Origin of the sequence: Celeribacter ethanolicus (assembly GCF_002407265.1) — a bacterium.
Classification (GTDB): Bacteria; Pseudomonadota; Alphaproteobacteria; order Rhodobacterales; family Rhodobacteraceae; genus Celeribacter; species Celeribacter ethanolicus.
This window is the reverse complement of record NZ_CP022196.1, coordinates 2,894,083-2,914,034: the sequence shown is the minus strand read 5'-3', so window position 1 is coordinate 2,914,034 and position 19,952 is coordinate 2,894,083. Positions and strand designations below refer to the sequence as shown.

Sequence of the window (19,952 nt, the reverse complement as noted above, 5' to 3'; positions counted from 1 at the left end):
GGCGGCTCCCGTGGAAAGCGTCCGCCTCATGCTAGACGCTTAACCCCCATCAGACCAGTGCCCTCGGCTCAGCCAGAGAATCTGATCGGCAGGCTCATCGGATAGCTGGCGTCGGTCAACTCCGCTGGCGCCGCCGGGAAGCGGCCAGCCCGTTTCACCGCCTCGACCGCCGCCGCGTCGAGAGCCGGATTGCCCGAGCTTTTCGCCACACCGACGCTCAGCAAAGCGCCCTCGCGGCTGACCCGGAAACTCACGGTTACGATCCCCGCCCCGGCCCCACGCGGTGCCCGCTTGCGACGTTCAATGCGTGAGCGGATGCTTGCCCCCCAGCTCGACAGGGCCGACTGGCGCTTGGCCGCACTGAGCCCCGCACCTTGCGACGCACGGGCCTCGCCAGCCTGCTGTCCTCCGCCACGACCTGCGGCACGGGCTTCCTCGCTGGAGCGATCGCTACCCTGCACAGCGCGTTGCGCCTGCTGCGACTGTTGTGCTTTCGGAGTGGGTTTCGGTTCCGGCTTCGGCGGTTCCGGGGCTTTCGGCGGTTCCGGCGCATCAAACGCATCCGCCTGTTCCACGGGCTGCATCGGCACCGGAAGCGCCATGGCGTTCGGAGCCAGATCGAGTTCGGGAATATCCTCCAGAGCCTCCATGACCGGTTTGGGCGGTTCCGGAGCCCTCGGCAGATCGGGGGCCATTTCCGGCACCTCTTCCCAGCGCTCGACCATGGCCGCCAGCGCCACGTTCGAGGCCTGAAGCGACAGGAGATCCTCACCGCCTTCGCCAGAGGCCGCCGTGCCTGCGGAATGATCCATCAATGCCACAGCGGCGATCGCAAGATGCGCACCGAGCGCGAGCGAGACAAAGAGCGTGCCGGTCAGAACACGGTTCATGCCCCACCTCCTGCCCGGGTCACCAGTTCCACCTTTGGAAACCCGAGTGCCGCCAGTTTCGGCAGAAGCGCGGCCAGTATCGCAGCCGAGACCTCGCGATCCGCACTCATGGCAATCGACGGCCCGCTCGCGCCCTCACAACCGCCATCGGCACAAAGCGCGATGCGTTCCAACTCGAGCGCCCGCAACACCGCCTCCTCGCCCTGCACATCCCGGAAAGCGAGCGTGCCGTCCCTGCCCAAATAAAGCGGCAGGGGGGCGGTGATTTCGGCCTCGACGCCAGCGTCCGGCAGATCGAGTTCAAGCGGATCGGGTGGCGCGATTTCCGCGGTCATCAGGAAGAAGATCAGCAGCAGGAAGACGACGTTGATCATCGGAACGACGCTCTCAGAGGCCTGCGGGCGGGGCGTTTCAGAGAAATCCATCGCTCACTCCACCAGAACCAGATTGGTGAACCCGGCCTCGCCCAACCATTCCATCACACTCACAAGCCTTTGCAGCGGAACCTCGGCATCGTCGGGTCGCAGCACCACGATATCCTCCGGGCTATCCACCAACTCCTGCAAACGGGCGACCAGCGCCTCTTCGTCCTCAACCGCACCGTTGAGTTTCAACTCTTCCGCACCGACACGCACCAGACGCGGCGGACCGGAATAGCCCTGCGCCGCGCCGCCGCCGAGCGTCAGGGACAATTGCGCCGGAGAACCAAAACGCGAGGCCAGCATGAAGAACACCAGAAGCAAGAAGACCACGTCGATCATCGGCGTGAGCGACATGCGGTGCTTGCGCCGGGGTGCGCCGAACTCCATGGGTCACTCCGCCGCTTGCGCCATCGGGACCGGTTGCTGTACCACGTCGCGCGGGCGCAGATAGATGCGGGTCGCCATATCCTCGAACTCGTGACGCAGACGGTCGGCAACCGCCTCGAAGCCGGTAAACGCGATGGAGGCCGGGATTGCCACGGCCATCCCGGCGGCGGTGGTCAGAAGCGCCTCCCAGATGCCACCCGCAAGCAGCGCCGGATCGGCCTTGGCCCCCGCTTCCTGAAGCGTCTGGAAGGCGGAGATCATACCGAGCACGGTGCCAAGAAGACCCAGAAGAGGCGCAATGGTTGCGATCAGTTCGAGCGGACGCAGACCGGACCGCGCACGGGCGAGAAAGCCCTTTGCGATCCGCGTTGTTTCCGCCTCGGCCCCGGTATCGTCATAGGCGGAATTGCCATGGGCCTCGAAAGCGGCACGGATGAAGCGCGAACGCAGCCCCTTACGCCCGGCCAGACGGGCTTCGGCTCCGGCGACGTCACCTCTGGCCCAGAGAGCAATCGCCTCTTCTCCGGCGGACGTGCTGCGCCAGGCCCCGAGATAGGCCAGATCCCAGAGCTTCCAGAAGATCAGCGCCAGCGTGATCACCGACAGCGCCGCGATCGCCCAGATCGAGGGACCGCCCTTGGCAAGAAAGTCGAACAGAGAGGCAAAGAGAGCCGAATCATCCATGTCAGTCACCATACTATGCGTGTAGCTGGCTGATCCATTCAGCTGGCGTTTGCCCTCGGATAGATTATCCTAGTTTTTTAGTCAAGATATGTGCACTCATTCCCGGCTCAGCGCCACCACCGGATCGAGCCGTGCGGCATTGCGGGCTGGCAGGAAGCCGAAGGTCACGCCGATCAGGGTCGACGACAGGAAGGCCACGACAATCGCGGTGGTCGAGAAACTCAACCGCACGCTGGAGGCGAATTCCTCAATCAGATAGCCGCCAGTCAGCGCGCCCAGAATACCGAGCACACCGCCGACGAGACAGACCATGACCGCTTCGATCAGGAACTGGCTGACGATATCCGAACGCCTGGCACCAATGGCGATGCGCACGCCGATTTCCTTGGTCCGTTCGGTGACGGAGACGAGCATGATGTTCATCACGCCGATACCGCCGACAACAAGGGAAATCACCGCGATCATCGCCACGAGATAAGTCAGCGTCTGAGTCGTCGAGGTGATGGTTTCGCGAATCGTGTCGGAGTTCGACAGGAAGAAATCCTTGGTGCCGTGACGTGCGGTCAGAAGCGCGGTGATTTCCACTTCGGCCTGATCCATGTCGTAATCGTCGGCAACCCGGACACCGATGCTGCTCAGGTTATCCTGGCCGGAGACCCGCGCCATAGCCGTGGTATAGGGCACCCAGACATTGAGCGACGAAGGGCCGAAGGTTGCGCCGGTGGAGCGCACGATGCCGATCACCCGAACCGGCACGTTGCCGAGGAAAATCACCTCGCCGAGCGGATCGGTGCCTTCATCGAAAAACGTGTCCTCTGTGTCCTCGTCGATCACGGCAACCTGCGTGTAGCCCTCGATGTCCTCATCGCCGAACGCGGAGCCTAGGATCGTCTCATAGGCATGCACCTGAAAGTAATCGCCGGACACGCCATTGATCGACGCCGAGGCTTCGGTATTGCGATAACGCACCGTCGCGGAGGACGAGACGGCAGGCGAAACGCTGTCGGCAAGATCCATGAGCGCCAGCGCATCGGCATCCGACGGCACGAGCGTCTCGATCCGTCCCTGATCCCGCGCCCCGAAACCGGAGCCTGCCCGCACGGTGATCGTGTTCGTCCCGAGCGAGGAGATGTTCTCCAGCACCTTCTCCTGCGACCCGTTTCCGAGCGCCACCACCAGAACCACCGAGGCGATGCCGATGATAATGCCCAGCATGGTCAGGAAAGACCGCGTGCGATGGGCCAGCATGGCTTTGAGCGAGATGTTGAAGGCTTCGGTCAGGCGCCGGAAAGAGGCGCCCAGCCCGGCGGCCTGTTTCATGGGACGTTCGATTGTGGCCCGTGACGATGCGCCATCTTCCTTGCGCGTGTCGGAAATGATCCGCCCGTCGCTGATCTCGACGATCCGATGGGCGTGTTCGGCCACCTTCGGATCGTGTGTCACCATGACGATGGTGTGGCCCTTGGCATTCAGTTCCAGAAGCAGGTTGATCAGGTCTTCGCCGCTTTTGGTGTCGAGCGCACCTGTGGGCTCGTCCGCGAGGATCACCTCACCGCCGTTCATCAGAGCGCGCGCAACAGAGACCCGCTGTTGCTGGCCACCCGACAATTCAGAAGGCCTGTGATCGAGGCGGGTGTCGAGCCCCAACTGGGTCAGAAGCTCTTTCGCATGCTCGCGCCGCGCCGCCCGACCGGCCCCGGCGTAGATCGCGGGGACTTCCACGTTGCCCACGGCATCGAGATCGGGAAGCAGTTGATAGCGCTGGAAGATAAAACCAAAATGTTCGCGCCGGAGCTGCGCCAACTCGTCGGGTTCGAGATCGCTCACATCCTTGCCACTGAAACTGTAGGTCCCGGAACTGGCCCGGTCGAGACAGCCAAGGATATTCATCAGCGTCGACTTCCCCGACCCCGAAGCGCCGATGATCGCGACCATCTCGCCCGGATAAATGTCGATATCGACATCGCGCAGCACGGTGATGGTTTCGTCCCCGGCCTGAAACGAGCGGCTGATGCCACGCGCGGAAATAAGCGGTTCGGTCATCTCAGAACATCCCTCCCGGCCCCATCCGGGTGCTGCCGGTCGCGGCGCTCACCGCCGCACCTGTCACCACGAGATCGCCCTCGTTCAGGCCCGACGTGATTTCCGCGATTACCTTGTTGTTCAGGCCGACCTCGACCGGCCGGGCTTGGCGCGTGTTGTCGGCTGCGTCGTAAATCTCGACCGTGTAACGCCCGTCCGCCCCGCCGCTCAGCGCCGAAGACGGCACGGTCAGCACATCGACCGCCTCGTCCAGCACGATGGACACTTCGGTCGTCATGCCGATGCGCAACAGATGGTCGGGGTTCTCAACCTCGAGCCGCCCGTTGTAATAGATCGCCTCATCCGTGCTGATCGTATCGCTGTCCTCAATCTCGGACGGCGCAGGCTCGACGTCACGCACGGTGGCCTCGAACGCCTTGTCCGGTTCGCCCAGGATGGTGAAGCTAACCCTCTGCCCCGGCGCGACATGCACGACATCGGCCTCGGAAATCTCCGCCTTGACGATCATCTTGTCGAGATTGGCAAGCTTCACAATGGTCGGGGCATCCATGCTGGCGTTCACCGTCTGGCCCGCGTCCACCACAACGGCAACCACCGTTCCGGTCATGGGCGCAGTCACTTTCGTCCGGTCCAGCGCGATCTGCGCTGTCGAAACCTTGACCTCAGCACTGGATCTTTGCGCGTTCAAGGCATCGAGTTCGGCCTGATAGACCTCAAGCGTCGCCTCGGCCGCCTCGACATCTTCCTGCGACGCGTAATTCTGGGCATGAAGGCTGGTGACCCGGGTCAGGCTCAGTTCCGCCTGTTTGATATTGGCGCGCTTCGCCGCGATCTGTGCCTCGATATTGGCGAGATCCGCCTGCGCCTGCAAAAGGTCGTTCTGCTGATCTTCGCTGTCGATCTGCGCGATCAGATCGCCTGCCGCCACGGTATCGCCCAAGGCAACCGCCAGTTCCTCGATCTGACCCGAGGTCCGCGCGCCGACGCTGACCAGTTGGCTCGCCTCAATCACACCGGAGGCCAGGACGGTTTGCTGCACCGTGCCGCGGGCCACCTCCGCCGTCTGCGGTGGCGCAACTTCGGCATCCCCCCTGTACCAGGTCCAACCGAAATATCCGGCCACAACCACAAGAGCGACGATCAGCAGGCGCAACGGGGTTTTCATGACAAACCTTTCAAGCGAAACAGAAACGGGCCGTGAAACCCGCATTTAAGACATGATACGCAGATAGGCGCACACTCCGTCGCGTCCACCGGAAAATCATCACGAAAAACCGCCGGAACCCGAAGTCCCGGCGGTTTTGTCTCATGCCCATGCGTCACTTCATCCCGCAGGAACAAGCTGTGCCAAAGGTTCATAGGTTTCCTCGTAATGATCGAGCTCCGCCTCGAACCAAGCCGTACCCCGGGTCGCACCGCCCAGGGACTGGAACAGCTCCCCCTCGGCCATGGCGGGCAAGAGCGCGTTGAACACATCCCAGCCAGCGGCATCGGGATGGGCGTCAAAGCCGAGCACCTGCCCTTTGAGCCCGGTCACCATCGGCATCAACCCGCCGGAATAGACGCTCGGCACGTGAATCGCGATCTTGTCGATCGGTTGCAGCACCACCGGTTTGCACGCGGCCAAGGCCTCGCGCACCGCCGCCTTCGCCGCCGTCCGGAAGGCGAAGTCTGAACTGTCCACGGCATGATGCTTGCCATCGGTGAGCGTGACTTTCACATCGACGACCGGCAGACCGTTCGGTCCTTCGGCCAGCGCATCGCGCACCCCCGCCTCGACGGCGGACATGTAGTTGCGCGGCACGGCGCCGCCCTTCACGACCTCCTCGAAGACAAAGCCTTCGCCACGGGCCAGAGGCGCGACCTCGACCACCACATCGGCGAACTGCCCGGCCCCGCCGGATTGTTTGCGGTGGCGATAATGCGTGCCGCCGGGTTTCGAGATGGTCTCCCGCAACGCGGGCGGGATAGGTTGGGTGTCGACGGGAACACCGAACACCTCGGTGAGTTTTTCGAGCACACGCCGCTGATGCAACGCCCCCTGGGTGGCCAGAACCGCCTTGCCGCTTTGCGCATCCTGTTCAATGGCCAGACCGGGGTCGATGTCCGCCAGCTTGCCGAGCGCCGCCGAAAGTCGCGCCTCGTCGCGTTCGTTCTGCGGCACCAAAAGCACCCGGTTCTTCGGTTTGTGCGGCACGGCCCAGTCGGGCGTGTCGATGGCCTCCGAGGCGCCATAGATCGGCGCGCGCAAGCCGAGATGATCAGTTTTCACGGTCAGCCCGATGGCTCCCGGAGCCAATTCGGAGAGCGCGGTTTTCGTGTCGATGTCGACCAGTGACCCAATGGTTTCCCCCATCAGCACAGAGCCCGGTTTCAACGTCTCACCCACGGCACGGATCAGAACGGTCTTGCCAAGGTGTTTGATCTGATCGGCAAAAATCCCGACGGCCACCGGCGTCGCACCGAAGCGTTCGGTGAGTGTATCCACCGCAGGCACCTCGTGACGCAGGCTTTTCATCAGCCGCGTCAGCCCGTTGGCCCCCGTCGCGGAGCCGAGAAAGGCGGGGATCAGGTCATGATGCTGCAACACTTTCGTCGCCACGTCGTAAAGCTCATCGGACATCGGTTTCTGATCTTCGATCAGCTCTTCGAGCAGTCGATCATCGAAATCGGCGAGATGTTCCAAAAGCTCGGCGCGGGCCTCCGCTTCGCGCGCGCGGGCGGAATCCGGCATTTCGACCAAAGCCGAACGCTCGCCTTCCTTGAAGGCCCAGGCGCGTTCGGAAATCAGATCGACCATGCCGGTGATCTCGCCATTTTCGCGGATCGGCACTTCGCGCAACACGATGCCATGGGCAGAATAGGCCTGAAGCGCCGCTGCAATCTCGGCGGTGCGGTCGGTGGCGGCATCCACCTTGTTGATGAAAACAAGCGTCGGCAGGCCGGACGCCTCCAGCAGCCGCAAATACGGCGCAGCCAGAACCGCCGCCTCGGCTTCCGCCGGAACGCAAAGCACGGCAGCGTCGCTCACGGCAAGCGCCGCACCGGCCTGCGCCAACCCTTCGGCCCCGCCAGGGCAATCGAGAAGCGCCCAATCCTCATCGAGATAACGAAACAGGGTCACCGCGGTCTCGCCGAACAGGCTCAGAGAACGGGGCTTGCCCGTATCGAGCCCGGCAAGCGCCGCGGCCAATGCCGATTTGCCGGATTGTGACGGTCCTAGAATGGTGACGGTTTTCATGGCTATGTCTCCCGAGCTGCCCCGCGGACCCCGAATGGGCCCGCAATGGGTCGTGTCGGAGTGAAGCTACAGGTCAGGATGCGCCCTGACCTTGGCTCAGGTCAAGTTTGCGGGTTTTCTTCCGTCCCGTTCGCCAACCCGCCGGTGCGTCGGAAATCCACCAAAGCAAAGTCGATCAGCGCCCGCACCTTGCGCGGCAGGGTGCGCCCTTCGAGATAGACGACGCTGACCGGATGCTGAGGCCCGACACTCTCCGGCATCAAGGCCACAAGTCGCCCCGCCTCGAGATCGTCGCCCAGAACGAAGGTCGGACAAAAGGCGACGCCATGCCCGGCAACCGCCAGATCGCGGGCGGCGCGGGCACTGTTGACCATAAACCGCCCCGGCACCTGCACGAACACCTCCTGCCCTTCGACGCCAAAAGGCCAGCGCATTGGATTGCGCCGGTTGGTGTCGAGAATGCATTGGTGATCCATCAGGTCTTCGGGCTTTTCGGGAATGCCATGGGCTTCGAGATAGGCCGGGGACGCCACGAGCACCGAGCGCAGCATGCCGAGTTTGCGGCGCTTGAGCGAGGACACGTCCGAGGCCCCGATCCGAAAAGCCAGATCAATGCCGCCGGACGCGAGATCGACATAGGCGTCGCTCAGCCGCAGGTCGATGATCAGTTCCGGATGCGGCGCTGCAAAGCGCGCCAGCAGATCCTTGACGTAGACCTCGCCAAAGGTGACGGGAGCCGAAATGCGGATCGTACCGGAAAATCCGCGCGTGTCTTCGGTGACCTCACCCAGCATGGCGTCGAGATCGTCGAGAAGCGCCGGCGCACGGGACAGGAGATCTTCCCCCGAAGAGGTCAGCCCCACTCGTCGCGTGGTTCGCTGCAACAGGCGCACGCCAAGGCGCTCTTCCAGTTCCGCGACATATTTCGAGGTCAGCCGGTTGGAGATCCCAAGCCGGTCCGCCGCCCCGGTAAAAGACCCGGTCTCCGCCGTGGCGACAAAGGCGCGCAATCCGTCGATCAGATCCATGGCATCCTCATTAAGAACAATATGGAGAAAGTTATTCCACACCTTCGCCATTCTATTCGATCCGCGCAAGTGCCATCTTCTATGCAAGACATCAGACCGCTCGCGCCCCGATCCCAGATCGGAAGAGCGATGAAAGGAGACGACCATGAGCATCGTACAACAGCTTCGTCAGCTCAAAGACAGCCTGAAATCCTCCGACCGCATGCCGGTCGTGTTCCTCGGCCATGGCAGCCCGATGAACGCCATCGAAGACAACGAATATTCCCGCAGCTGGTCTGCGCTCGGTAATGCCCTGCCGCATCCGCAGGCGATCCTCGTGGTTTCCGCGCATTGGATGACCCGCGGGTCGACGCTGGTGGATATTTCGCGCATGCCGAAAACCATCCATGATTTCTATGGCTTCCCGGACGAGCTTTTCACCCAGCAATACCCCGCCCCCGGTGCGCCCGATGTGGCGAAAGAAGTGGTGAGCCTGCTGGCCAGCCACCATGCCGCAGGCGACGACACTTGGGGGCTTGATCACGGCGCGTGGTCGGTGTTGAAATTCCTCTATCCGGGCGCCGATGTGCCGGTGTTCCAACTGTCGATCGACATGACCAAGGACCTGCCGCATCATCTTGAGATCGGACAGGCACTCAAGGAGCTGCGCAATCGCGGCGTGCTGATTCTGGGTTCCGGCAACGTGGTTCACAACCTGCGCACCATGCGTTGGGGCGGCAAGCCCTATGACTGGGCCGAAGAATTCGACGATCTCTTTGCCGACCGTCTGCAAATGCGCGACCACGCCACGCTGAGCGACCGGCAAGGGCTCGGCAATCTGTTGAAAATGGCGCACCCGTCGCTTGATCACTACCTGCCTGCGCTCACCATCGCGGGGGCTTCGGACAAAGACGACCATCTGCTGTTCATGAACGACTCGATCGACATCGGCTCCGTCTCGATGCGCAGCTTCGTCTATTACTGAGAGGGCCGATCATGCTTGTTGAAGGCGTTTGGACGAAAAACTGGACCCCGGTTCAGAAGGCCGACAAGAAAGGCCGCTTCGTGCGGCAAGTGTCGAGCTTTCGCAACTGGATCACGCCGGACGGCTCTGCGGGGCCGACGGGTGTGGGCGGTTTCAAGGCGGAAGCCGGGCGTTACCGGCTTTTCGTCGCCTATATCTGCCCCTGGGCCTCGCGCACTCTGATGGCGCGGGCCCTCAAAGGGCTCGAAGAAATCATTCCCGTGACGGTGCTGAACCCGACGCTGACCGATCAGGGGTGGCAATTCGGCGGCTATCCGGGCGCCGACGTGGCCGATCCGCTGTATGGGGCCGCCTATCTTCACGAGCTTTACACCCGCGCCGATCCGCATGTGTCAGGGCGGGCCACGGTGCCGGTTCTGTGGGACACCAAGACGGAAACCATCGTCAACAACGAGAGCGCCGACATCATCCGCATGCTCGACACCGCGTTTGAACATCTCGTGCCCTCGGATGTCCGGCTCTACCCGGAGGAGCTCGCAGGCGAGATCGACGCGCTGAACCCGCAGATCTACGACAAGCTCAACAACGGGGTCTACAAGGCAGGGTTTGCCTCTTCGCAGGAGGCTTACGATGAGGCGGTCGAGGGCGTGTTCGAGATGCTGGAAGCGTTGGAAGACCGGCTCACCGGCACCTACCAGTTCGGCGAACATCTGACCGAAACGGATATTCGCACCTTCGTGACCCTGATCCGCTTTGATGCCGCCTATCACGGCATCTTCAAATGTAATCGCAAACAGATCGCGGATTACCCTCGCCTCTCGGCCTATATGGAGCGCATTCTGCGCCTTCCGGGCATCCGGGCAACGGTGAATATGGATCACATCACGCGAGGCTATTATTCGATCAAGGCGCTCAATCCCACGGGCATTCGCCCCACCGGACCGGCGCATATCGAGGCCCTTCTGGCCTCGTCCTAAGCCGCGCCCTCTTCGATCGGCAACACATCGACCGCCTGTGAGGTTTCATGCCCGCCGGAGGTGCGCATCACGCCCCGGACGGGGGCCACGTCCTCATAGTCGCGGCCATAGCCGATGGTGATATAATCCGTCCCGGCGAACTGATTGTTCGTCGGGTCGAATTCAATCCAACCCAATTGGTTGCCAACCCAGGCGCGCACCCAGGCATGCATCGCATCCGCGCCTTCGAGCCTCGGCTGACCCGGCGGCGGGAAGGTGCGCAGAAAACCCGAAACGTACCCCGCCGGAATGCCAATGCCGCGCAGGGCCGCAATCATCACATGGGCGAAATCCTGACAGACGCCGTGGCGTTTCTCAAAGGCCTCCTCGGGCGGCGTATCGACATCGGTCGCCTCCGGATCGAAAGCCATGTCGCGATTGAGCGCCCGCCCAACGGCCTCGACCGCCCCCAAGGCGGTCACGCCTTCGTTCAGGCACTCCCAGGCATACTCCGTAATCGCCCCCGAAAGCGCGACGCGCGGCGAGGCGGCGATGAAATGATGCGGCGCCTCCGGGGCAAGAGACGGCACCATCAACAGCTCATGGTGCAACTCGTCAAGCGGCGGTGAGAAGTCGAAAATCGGTGCCGGTTCAAACCGTTCGATCCGGGCGGTCAGTTGTAGTTTCAGCGCGTCAATCGGCCGGTGCCACGCCACCATACTGGTTTCGTTGAGGAAAAAATCACGCCCGTCGCGGCGCTCCTGCGGGCGCGGATGGACCGTTAGCAGTCTTTGCCACACGGTCTGCACGCCGGGGATATCGGAGGGCAAAAGCCGCAGGATGTTACGCGTCCGGTCGGAGGCGGCATCATAGCTATAGTCGATGGTCAGGCTGACATCATAAAGCATGGCTTACCTCAAATAGATTGAGGACAGCAGATCGGAGATGCGCGCCAACTCGCCCCGGATCGCATGGAACCGCGCCACCGTCATTTCCTCGGTCCGGGCACAGGCGATCCCGGTCTCAAGCGGCAGGATCACGCGGAGCAATTCCGACGGACGGCCATGCAGCTGTGCGTTGGGAAAAGCCTCGGCATGTTTGCGCAGTTCCCGCACGAGGAACAACAACCCGCGCGGGTTGTCGGCATCAAGCGCCAGAAGATCGACCACCGTGTCGCGGTTGCTCTCAACCCGATACCGACGCTGGTGGGTGATGATCGAATCCCCCACCTCGACGGCAAGATCGAGCGAGCCTTCGGGCGCTTTCGGATCGGAAAACGCCGCCAGAAGGGCGGCCATCGCATCGGCACGTTCAAGGGCACGCCCGAAACTCAGAAACCGCCAGCCCGCAAAGCGATACATGTTTTCATGCACGAGCCCGGTGATCCCGGCGATCTTGCGCACCAAAACCGACATAGCCCGCGCACTGTCATCGCCGGGCTGAACCGTTTCAAGCATCCGCGTCGCGGTTTTCAACAGATCGCCAAGCGCCGACATGCCATCGGTCGAGAACCGGTCCCGCACCCGCATGGCACAATTGCGCGCCGCCGCGATCCGGGTGATCAGAGCTTCGGGCATGGGCTGGGCAAGGTCGATACCGAAGCCTTCGAGATAGTCGCGCAACATCTTCAGACGCGGATCGTTGCGGTTGTCGGTCGCTGCCAGCCGCAGATGATAGGCCCGTACCAGACGCGCGGCATCCTCGGTCCGCTCCATATAGCGCCCGAGCCAATACAGATTGTCGGCGGCGCGCGCCGGAAGCACGCCGGGGCTAACGCGGCGATAATTGCCCTCGACGCGGCGCTTCGGGCCTTCCTTCGGCAGCGGCCGGTCGGAGACCACCCAAACGTCGGCCACGGACCCGCCACGCTGCATCGCAAGCGCCGTGGCATCGCCGGAACTGCCGATCCTTGCATAACCGCCCTTCATGAAGTGCCAGCCACCCTGCGCAGTCCGCGCCGCAAAGACCCGCACGGTCATCGGACGCGGCACGAGGCTTCCGCTTTCACCATCGTCATCCCAGGCTGGTGTGGTCGACAGCGTCACCGCCTCCTGCCCCACCAACCGGTCGCCTTCGCGATCGAGCCAGTCAGCAATAGACCCCATGGCCGTGCCGCGGAACTCGCCGCCCAGCGCCGTAGTCGCGCCAAGATCAAAGGGCAAGTCCACCGCATCCGCCGGGCTGATCAGCATGTTTTGGGCATTGTCTCGCACATAGTTGCGCTCGTTCACACCACCGCACCACCACGTCGCGATGTTCGGCAGTTTGAGAGCCTCCCCCATCAGCACCTCGCTGATCCGGGGCAGAAACGCCATCATCGCCCGCATTTCCAAGACACCCGAGCCAAACGCATTGGCCATCGCCAGATGCCCGGTGCGGACGGCCTCCATCAGACCGGGCGTGCCGATCTGCGAGGTGGGGTTGAATTCCAGCGGATCGGCGAACAGGGCGTCGATCCGGCGCCAGAGCATGCCAAGCGGCTGCAACCCCTCGATGGTCCGCACCATGGCCTCGCCATTCTCGACCACGATGTCCTCGCCTTCGAGCAGCATCATGCCGAGATAGCGCGCAATATAGGTATGTTCATAATAGGTGTCGTTCGACGGGCCGGGCGTCAGGATGCCACTCATGCGCAGGTGTTTGTACGACGGCGAGGCCAGTTCCTCGGTCGCTTCGCGGAAGGCGCTAAAGAACCCGGCGAGTTTGTGAATGTGCGCGCGCGGGAAGCGTTCCGGGAAGATCCGACCCGTCGCCATCCGGTTTTCAAGCGCGAACCCCGCCCCCGAAGGCGCCTGTGTCCGGTCGCCCAAAACGAACCACGAGCCATCCGGCGAGCGCCCGATCTCGAAGGCGATGAAATGCAGGTAATGCCCGCCGCGCGGCTCGACCCCCACCATCGGGCGCAACCATTGCGGCGAGCGCGCCACCAGTTCGGCGGGCAGATGACCGTCACTGACAAGGCTGCCGGGGCCGTAAAGATCGGCCATCACTCGTTCGAGCAGATCGGCGCGTTGCGTCAGACCCGCGCAGATATGCTCCCATTCCAGCTCATGCAGGATCACCGGAATATGCGACAGCGGCCAGGCACGTTCGGCGAGGGGATCGTTGGAATATTGCCGGAAAAACACGCCCGCATCGCGCAGGTATTGATCCCCGCGCTCAAAGCGGGAGCGGATGTCTTCAGGAGACAGCCGGGAAAACCGATCGACAAAACGGCGCCACACGGGCCGCATCTGGCCCGTGGCGTCGAACAGCTCGTCGGCCACACCGGAGGTTTGCCCATAGGAGGCAAACAGGTCCGGCTGGGCGGAGACCCGTATCGGGTTTTGCGTCATTGCGAAAGTCCGGTCTCGTCGTCAGATACCTCAGATGAGCCCAATGGGCCGTCTGAGGTCAAGCGTCAAGGGGAACTCCGGGTGCGGCACTTCGGTTCCCGGTGTATAGCTTCCGGGGGTATGACCATAGGGTTCGAACCGCGCCAGACGCCGGGCTTCGGCCTCGTTGCCGTTCACCGGGAAAGTGTCATAATTCCGCCCGCCCGGATGCGCCACATGATAGGTGCAACCGGCGATGGGCCGGCCTGTCCAGTCGTCATAGATGTCGAAATGCAAAGGCGCATTGACCGGCAAAACCGGGTGCAGCGCCTCTGGCGGTTGCCAGGCCTTGAACCGGACACCGGCGACGGACACGCCCGAGGTTTGGGTTTTCGCCAAGGGGGTCGGCCTTTGGTTGCACATGATCCGGTAGCGATCCTGATGCAGTGTCGTCATCTTGACCTGTAGCCGCTCGACCGAACTGTCGGTGTAGCGCACCGTGCCACCGATGGCACCGGTTTCGCCCAGAACATGCCAGGGCTCCAGCGCTTGTCGCACCTCAAGATGCACGCCTTCCGCCTCGATCTGACCGCAGAACGGGAACCGGAATTCCGCCTGCGCTTTGAACCACTCCGGGTCCATGTCGAAGCCATGATGTTTGAGATCCGCGAGAAGCGAAAGCAGGTCTTCCCACAGGTAATGCGGCAACATGAAACGGTCGTGCAGCACCGTGCCCCAGCGCACCGGCTTGCCCTCAATGGGCGCATTCCAACAGCGCGCGATGATGGCCCGCAGGAGAAGCTGCTGCGCCAAAGACATGCGCGGGTCCGGCGGCATCTCGAAGCCGCGGAATTCGACGAGGCCCAGACGCCCGGTCGGCCCATCGGGGGAGAACAGCTTGTCGATACAAATCTCGGCGCGGTGGGTGTTGCCGGTCACATCGGTGAGCATGTTTCTGAGCAGTCGGTCCACCAGCCACGCAGGCGGAACAGCGGCCTCGGACGGCGGCTTGATCTGCGAGAGCGCGATCTCCAACTCGTAAAGCGTATCGTGCCGCGCCTCGTCGATGCGCGGGGCTTGTGACGTTGGCCCGATGAACAGGCCCGAGAACAGGTAGGACAGCGACGGGTGCCGTTGCCAGATCAGGATCAGCGACTTGAGCAAATCCGGACGCCGCAGGAAAGGCGAGTCCGACGGCGTCGCGCCACCGACCACAACGTGGTTGCCGCCGCCTGTGCCGGTGTGCCGCCCGTCGATCATGAACTTGTCGGCGCCAAGCCGCGACTGGCGCGCCTCTTCATAGATCGCCTCGGTCGTCGCCACACAATCGTCCCAGCTATGGGCCGGGTGAATATTCACCTCGATCACGCCCGGATCGGGGGCGACGCGAATGACATTGAGACGCGGATCGTGCGGCGGGGAATAGCCCTCGATATGGATCGGCAGACCAAGTTCCTCGGCGGTGGTTTCCGCCGTGGCGAGCAGTTCGAGGTAATCCTCCAGCGCCTCACAGGGCGGCATGAACAGGCACAAACGCCCGTCGCGCGGCTCGATGGTGATCGCGGTCCGCACCTGACCGCCTCTCGGATCGACGCCCTGCGCCATGATCCTTTGCCGTTCCACACCGTCGCTCTGCGCCTCGGACACCGGCTGACTGCGCTCGCCCGTGGTTTCGGGCAGCATCTCGGCGCGCTCCTTGGCCTCCAATGCGATGCGCGCGGCCTCTTCCCGTTCCATCTGGGCGATCTCTTCGCGCACCTTTTTGCGGCGTTCATCAAGCGCGGCATGGAAATCCGGCAAAGGCGCGTGATCCATCATCGGATCGGCGGGGTAGGAATAGGGATAGGAGGCGGGAGGGATATAGGGCAAGGCATTGAGCGGCAGGCGGAAGCCCACCGGGCTGTCACCGGGGATCAGAAACAGATGCCCGCGCCGGGTTTTCCAAAGCTCGGAGAGCCAGCTCGACCCCGCTTTCGATTGCCACCGCTGGATCGGCAGAACATAACCCGACGGCTCGGTCAGGCCGCGTCCGAACACGCGGGCATAGCGGGCGCGATCTTCGGGGTTTTTGAGCTTGGAATTCTCCGGCGTGACGTTTTCCGGCAGCAAAGATTCCTTCAAAATCCACTCACCGGGGTCCTCATAGGCAGGCTGGGCGTTCTCCGGATCGACGCCAAGGTTCGCCGCAAAGCTCTTCATGAAATCGCCGGCTTCTTTCGCCCCGGCGGGGGCCGGCGTGTCTTCCTTGGCGATCAGATCGGGGTTCTTCCAAACCGGTTTGCCGTCATGGCGCCAGTAAAGCGAAAAGGTCCAACGCGGCAGGCTTTCGCCCGGATACCATTTGCCCTGCCCGTAATGCAGAAAGCCACCGGGCGCAAAGCGATCCCTGAGACGGCGGATCAGCTTGTCGGCCAATCCGCGTTTTTGCGGCCCGACGGCGGCGGTATTCCATTCATCGCTCTCGAAATCGTCGATCGACACAAAGGTCGGCTCGCCGCCCATGGTCAGGCGCACGTCGCCCTCTTTCAGCGCCTCGTCCACCTTGTGTCCCAGCGCGTTGAGCCGATCCCAGCTTTCCTCCGAGAAGGGTTTGGTGATCCGGGGATGTTCGGCCACGCGTTTGACCTGCATGTCGAAATCGAAGGTGACCTCGGGCGTGCCGACCGAGGAAAAGCCCCCGGCGATGGGCGCTGCGTTGCGATAATGCGGCGTCGCAGCCAGAGGAATATGGCTTTCCCCGGTCAAAAGCCCGGAAGTCGGATCGAGCCCGATCCAGCCCGCACCGGGAAGGAAGACTTCGCACCAGGCGTGCAGGTCTGTGAAATCGTGATCCGTACCGGAGGGCCCATCGAGCGCCTCAAGATCGGGTTTGAGCTGAATGAGATAACCGGAGACGAAGCGCGCGGCAAAACCCAGATGGCGCAGCACCTGCACCAGCAACCAGGAACTGTCGCGGCACGACCCGGATTTGCACGACAGCGTCTCATCCGGCGTCTGCACCCCCGGTTCCATCCGGATGGTGTAATCCACGAAATCGGAAATCCTGGCGTTCAGCCCGACGAGAAAATCGACCGTGCGGACCTTTTCCCCGTCTTTCGGGAAATCGAGCGCGCCCATAAATTGCGCCAAGAGCGGGCCTTCGGGCTCCGGCGTGCGGTAGATCACCAGATCGTCCTTGAGATCGGCAGGATATTCGAACGGCCAATGTTCCGCGCTTTCCTCGACGAAGAAATCGAACGGGTTATAGACCGTCATATCGGCGACCAGATCGACCTCGATCTTGAATTCGCGCACCGGCTCCGGGAAGACGAAACGGGACTGCCAGTTGCCGTAAGGGTCTTGCTGGTGGTTCACGAAATGCCCGGCGGGCGTCACCTTGAGCGAATGCGAAATCACCCGGGTGCGCGAATGCGGCGCGGGGCGCAGGCGGATGATCTGGGGGCCAAGCTCGACGTTGCGATCGTATTTGTAATGGGTGACGTGATGAATGGATGCGTAGATCGCCATAGTCCTGCCTTCGCCCTTTCGCAGTCTGGTTTGCAGCCAGATTAGAAGGCGGTCCCGATGGCTTCACGGCGAAAACGCAACGCCCTGCCGGAATCGCGGGAGATTCGGGCAGGGCGCCTAATTTTTCATCGCCACTTTCGTCGACGGTCTCACCTCAGAGATCGAAACTCTGCCCCACGGTGGGCATCTCGATCTCCGGCACATCCAGCGTCTCGGCAAAGGCCTTCATCGCGCGGGCCTCGCCATGGACGAGGAACACGCGCTCCGGCGTACCGGTCTGCCCCAGCCAGTGCCGCAGATCGTCGGCATCGGCATGGGCGGAAAATCCGTTGATCGTGTGAATCTGCGCCCGCACCGGGATCATCTCACCAAAGAGTTTAACCTCTTTCGCGCCGTCGATGATGATCCGCGCCAAAGTGCCCTCGGCGGCGTAGCCCACGAAAATCACGGAACAATCCGCCTGTGACAGGTTGTGACGCAGGTGATGGCGCACCCGCCCGCCGGTACACATGCCCGAGCCGGCCATGATCACCGCACCGGACCGGATGCGGTTGAGCGCCATCGAGTCTTGCGCCTCTCGGGTGAAATGCAACTCCGGCAGATCGAACGGGTCTTTGCCCTCCCGGAACTGATCGCGCAGCTCCGGGCGCATGACGTCCTGATGGCGTTTGAAAATCCGCGTCGCCGAGATCGCCATGGGCGAGTCGAGGAACACCGCCATCGACCGCCGGATGCGCCCCTTGGTCATGCCGTCGCGCAGAAACCAGAGCAATTCCTGCGCCCGTTCCAGCGCAAAGGTCGGGATGATGACATTGCCACCGCGGGCATCGGCGGCATTGACCGCATCGTAAAATTCTTCGACCGAGGCCTCCAGACTGCGGTGATCGCGGTCGCCGTAAGTGGTCTCCATGATCACCACGTCGACATCGTCCGGCGGCACCGGGTTGTTCAGAAGCGGACGCTCCTGTGGTCCGAGATCGCCCGAGAACAGCACAACCTTGCGCCGCCCGTTCTCCGACAGTTCCAATCGGATTGAGGCGGAGCCAAGGATATGGCCCGCGTCGAAATAGGTCGCCGTGATGCCGGGAAAGAGATGAATCGGCTGGCGATAGGCCGCGTTGCGCCCGAACAGGTCGACCGCATCGAGCGCATCCATCGTGTCATAGAGCGGCTCGTTGTGACCGCCCCGCTCGCCATGACGATGGTGCCGCCGCGCCTCTTCTTCGTGGAGATGCGCGGAATCCATCATCACAAGCCGCGCCAAATCGCGGGTGGCCGATGTGGCGATGATCTCGCCGTCAAAGCCGCGTTTCACCAGCAAGGGCAAACGCCCGCAGTGGTCGAGATGGGCATGGGTCAGCAACACCACGTCGATGTCTTTCGGATTGAATCCGAACTCCGCGGCATTATCGTCATGAAGCTCATGCCCACCCTGAAACATGCCGCAATCGACAAGGATCTTCTTGCCCCCGCATTCGATCAGATGGCACGAGCCCGTCACCTCGCGGGCGGCTCCGTGGAAGGAAATTTTCATTCCGGTCTCCTTTCAGGCGGGGCGACGAGATCGCGCCCGGTGCGCGCATACCAGCGCAGGATGTCGTCCCAGATCTCCTGCGCTTCTTCCGCGAACCAGAACAGATCGCGGTCTTCCGGGTCGATCACGCCTTCCTCCATGAGGAAATCGACGTCGAACACCCGGCTCCAATAGTCTCGCCCAACGAGGATCACCGGCACAGGGCGGATTTTCCGGGTCTGGATCAGGGTCAGCGTCTCGAACAGCTCATCGAGCGTGCCATAGCCGCCAGGAAACACCACAAGCGCCCGCGCCCGCAGCAGGAAATGCAGCTTGCGCAGGGCGAAATAGCGGAACCGGAAACACAGGCCCGGCGTGATATAGGGATTCGGGAATTGTTCGCGCGGCAGGTTGATATTGAGCCCCACGGTGCGCGACCCGGCCTCGCTTGCGCCGCGGTTCGCCGCCTCCATCATCCCCGGCCCGCCGCCCGTGACGACGACAAGACGGTTGCCGTGCGGTCCTTCCTCGGCACCGACGAGACGCCCAAAGTCGCGCGCCACGTCGTAATACCGGCTTTTCGCCGCCACCCGCTCGGCAATCGCGAGTTTCTGTTTCAGCTCCTCATCCCCGGGACAGGCCGCACATTCGCGTCGCAGTTCATCCACCCGCGCTCGCGCCACGTAGGGCTCCGGAATGCGCGTCCCGCCAAAGACCACGATGGAATGGGCAATGCCCTGCTCCTGCAACAGCATTTCCGCCTTCTGGTAGTCGAGCATCAGCCGCGCGCCGCGCATCTCGTCTTCGTTGAGGAAATCCACGTCCTCGTCCGCCAGGCGATAGTTCGGACTAGCCATGATGCGGCGGATCAGCTCTGGCGCCTGCACGTCCTCCTGCTCCGATTTCGGCAGGCACTCCGGCAGTTCGATCTCCCGCATGTCCTCCCGCACGGGCAAGGGTTTGCGCGCGCGGATGTCCTCTGTCTTGGCCATCGGCCCTCCTC

General features: G+C 62.8%; 15 protein-coding genes. 2 read left to right on the top strand and 13 right to left on the bottom strand.

Features of this window, described 5'->3' with window-relative positions; all coding sequences use genetic code 11:
* Positions 1–68: 68 nt before the first annotated feature.
* The 8 genes from CEW89_RS14265 to CEW89_RS14230 form a co-directional block, all read right to left on the bottom strand.
* A complete protein-coding gene (locus CEW89_RS14265; RefSeq protein ID WP_096806345.1) occupies positions 69–890 on the bottom strand; it encodes an energy transducer TonB family protein in 822 nt (273 codons plus the stop codon).
* Complete coding sequence (locus CEW89_RS14260) at positions 887–1,315, bottom strand: ExbD/TolR family protein (protein WP_096806344.1); 429 nt, start codon at positions 1,313–1,315, stop codon at positions 887–889. The genes CEW89_RS14265 and CEW89_RS14260 overlap by 4 nt, the downstream gene beginning before the upstream one ends.
* Positions 1,316–1,318: 3 nt before the next feature.
* Positions 1,319–1,699 carry an ExbD/TolR family protein gene (locus CEW89_RS14255; RefSeq protein WP_066707698.1) on the bottom strand — a complete coding sequence of 127 codons (381 nt, stop codon included), beginning with the start codon at positions 1,697–1,699 and terminating at the stop codon, positions 1,319–1,321.
* Between the two features lie 3 nt (positions 1,700–1,702).
* On the bottom strand, positions 1,703–2,383 hold the full coding sequence (locus CEW89_RS14250; RefSeq protein ID WP_244906074.1) for a MotA/TolQ/ExbB proton channel family protein: 681 nt from the start codon (positions 2,381–2,383) through the stop codon (positions 1,703–1,705).
* Between the two features lie 96 nt (positions 2,384–2,479).
* A complete protein-coding gene (locus tag CEW89_RS14245; protein WP_096806342.1) occupies positions 2,480–4,426 on the bottom strand; it encodes a MacB family efflux pump subunit in 1,947 nt (648 codons plus the stop codon).
* A gap of 1 nt (position 4,427) precedes the next feature.
* Positions 4,428–5,591 (bottom strand): efflux RND transporter periplasmic adaptor subunit, encoded by a 1,164-nt coding sequence (locus tag CEW89_RS14240; protein WP_096806341.1) that lies wholly within the window; start codon positions 5,589–5,591, stop codon positions 4,428–4,430.
* A 159-nt stretch (positions 5,592–5,750) separates the two neighbouring features.
* Entirely contained in the window at positions 5,751–7,667 is a 1,917-nt protein-coding gene (locus CEW89_RS14235) for an elongation factor G (protein ID WP_096806340.1), read from the bottom strand.
* Positions 7,668–7,768: 101 nt separating this feature from the next.
* Entirely contained in the window at positions 7,769–8,695 is a 927-nt protein-coding gene (locus tag CEW89_RS14230) for a LysR family transcriptional regulator (RefSeq protein WP_096806339.1), read from the bottom strand.
* 145 nt (positions 8,696–8,840) lie between these two features.
* Between CEW89_RS14230 and ygiD the strand changes: the two genes are divergently transcribed.
* Both ygiD and CEW89_RS14220 read left to right on the top strand, forming a co-directional pair.
* Entirely contained in the window at positions 8,841–9,659 is an 819-nt protein-coding gene (gene ygiD, locus CEW89_RS14225) for a 4,5-DOPA-extradiol-dioxygenase (RefSeq protein WP_096806338.1), read from the top strand.
* A gap of 11 nt (positions 9,660–9,670) precedes the next feature.
* On the top strand, positions 9,671–10,636 hold the full coding sequence (locus CEW89_RS14220; protein ID WP_096806337.1) for a glutathione S-transferase family protein: 966 nt from the start codon (positions 9,671–9,673) through the stop codon (positions 10,634–10,636).
* On the opposite strand, the gene CEW89_RS14215 is transcribed toward CEW89_RS14220, so the two are convergent.
* From CEW89_RS14215 to CEW89_RS14195, 5 genes are all read right to left on the bottom strand, one after another.
* Positions 10,633–11,523, bottom strand: a complete 891-nt coding sequence (locus CEW89_RS14215; RefSeq protein ID WP_096806336.1) for a transglutaminase family protein — start codon at positions 11,521–11,523, stop codon at positions 10,633–10,635. The genes CEW89_RS14220 and CEW89_RS14215 overlap by 4 nt on opposite strands.
* Before the next feature lie 3 nt (positions 11,524–11,526).
* Positions 11,527–13,950 carry a circularly permuted type 2 ATP-grasp protein gene (locus CEW89_RS14210; protein ID WP_096806335.1) on the bottom strand — a complete coding sequence of 808 codons (2,424 nt, stop codon included), beginning with the start codon at positions 13,948–13,950 and terminating at the stop codon, positions 11,527–11,529.
* Positions 13,951–13,980: 30 nt separating this feature from the next.
* Positions 13,981–17,436 (bottom strand): transglutaminase family protein, encoded by a 3,456-nt coding sequence (locus CEW89_RS14205; RefSeq protein WP_096806334.1) that lies wholly within the window; start codon positions 17,434–17,436, stop codon positions 13,981–13,983.
* A 154-nt stretch (positions 17,437–17,590) separates the two neighbouring features.
* A complete protein-coding gene (locus CEW89_RS14200) occupies positions 17,591–18,970 on the bottom strand; it encodes an MBL fold metallo-hydrolase RNA specificity domain-containing protein (protein ID WP_096806333.1) in 1,380 nt (459 codons plus the stop codon).
* Positions 18,967–19,941, bottom strand: coding sequence for an LOG family protein (locus CEW89_RS14195; protein WP_096806332.1), 975 nt, complete (start codon positions 19,939–19,941; stop codon positions 18,967–18,969). Before CEW89_RS14195 ends, CEW89_RS14200 begins: the two co-directional genes overlap by 4 nt.
* Positions 19,942–19,952 lie beyond the last annotated feature (11 nt).

Coding starts and splice junctions, on each gene's coding strand:
- CEW89_RS14215 (WP_096806336.1), bottom strand. CDS start 11,523: ATGCTTTATGATGTCAGCCTGACCATCGACTATAGCTATGATGCCGCC.
- CEW89_RS14255 (WP_066707698.1), bottom strand. CDS start 1,699: ATGGAGTTCGGCGCACCCCGGCGCAAGCACCGCATGTCGCTCACGCCG.
- CEW89_RS14220 (WP_096806337.1), top strand. CDS start 9,671: ATGCTTGTTGAAGGCGTTTGGACGAAAAACTGGACCCCGGTTCAGAAG.
- CEW89_RS14195 (WP_096806332.1), bottom strand. CDS start 19,941: ATGGCCAAGACAGAGGACATCCGCGCGCGCAAACCCTTGCCCGTGCGG.
- CEW89_RS14235 (WP_096806340.1), bottom strand. CDS start 7,667: ATGAAAACCGTCACCATTCTAGGACCGTCACAATCCGGCAAATCGGCA.
- ygiD (WP_096806338.1), top strand. CDS start 8,841: ATGAGCATCGTACAACAGCTTCGTCAGCTCAAAGACAGCCTGAAATCC.
- CEW89_RS14230 (WP_096806339.1), bottom strand. CDS start 8,695: ATGGATCTGATCGACGGATTGCGCGCCTTTGTCGCCACGGCGGAGACC.
- CEW89_RS14210 (WP_096806335.1), bottom strand. CDS start 13,950: ATGACGCAAAACCCGATACGGGTCTCCGCCCAGCCGGACCTGTTTGCC.
- CEW89_RS14260 (WP_096806344.1), bottom strand. CDS start 1,315: ATGGATTTCTCTGAAACGCCCCGCCCGCAGGCCTCTGAGAGCGTCGTT.
- CEW89_RS14245 (WP_096806342.1), bottom strand. CDS start 4,426: ATGACCGAACCGCTTATTTCCGCGCGTGGCATCAGCCGCTCGTTTCAG.
- CEW89_RS14240 (WP_096806341.1), bottom strand. CDS start 5,591: ATGAAAACCCCGTTGCGCCTGCTGATCGTCGCTCTTGTGGTTGTGGCC.
- CEW89_RS14265 (WP_096806345.1), bottom strand. CDS start 890: ATGAACCGTGTTCTGACCGGCACGCTCTTTGTCTCGCTCGCGCTCGGT.
- CEW89_RS14250 (WP_244906074.1), bottom strand. CDS start 2,383: ATGGATGATTCGGCTCTCTTTGCCTCTCTGTTCGACTTTCTTGCCAAG.
- CEW89_RS14205 (WP_096806334.1), bottom strand. CDS start 17,436: ATGGCGATCTACGCATCCATTCATCACGTCACCCATTACAAATACGAT.
- CEW89_RS14200 (WP_096806333.1), bottom strand. CDS start 18,970: ATGAAAATTTCCTTCCACGGAGCCGCCCGCGAGGTGACGGGCTCGTGC.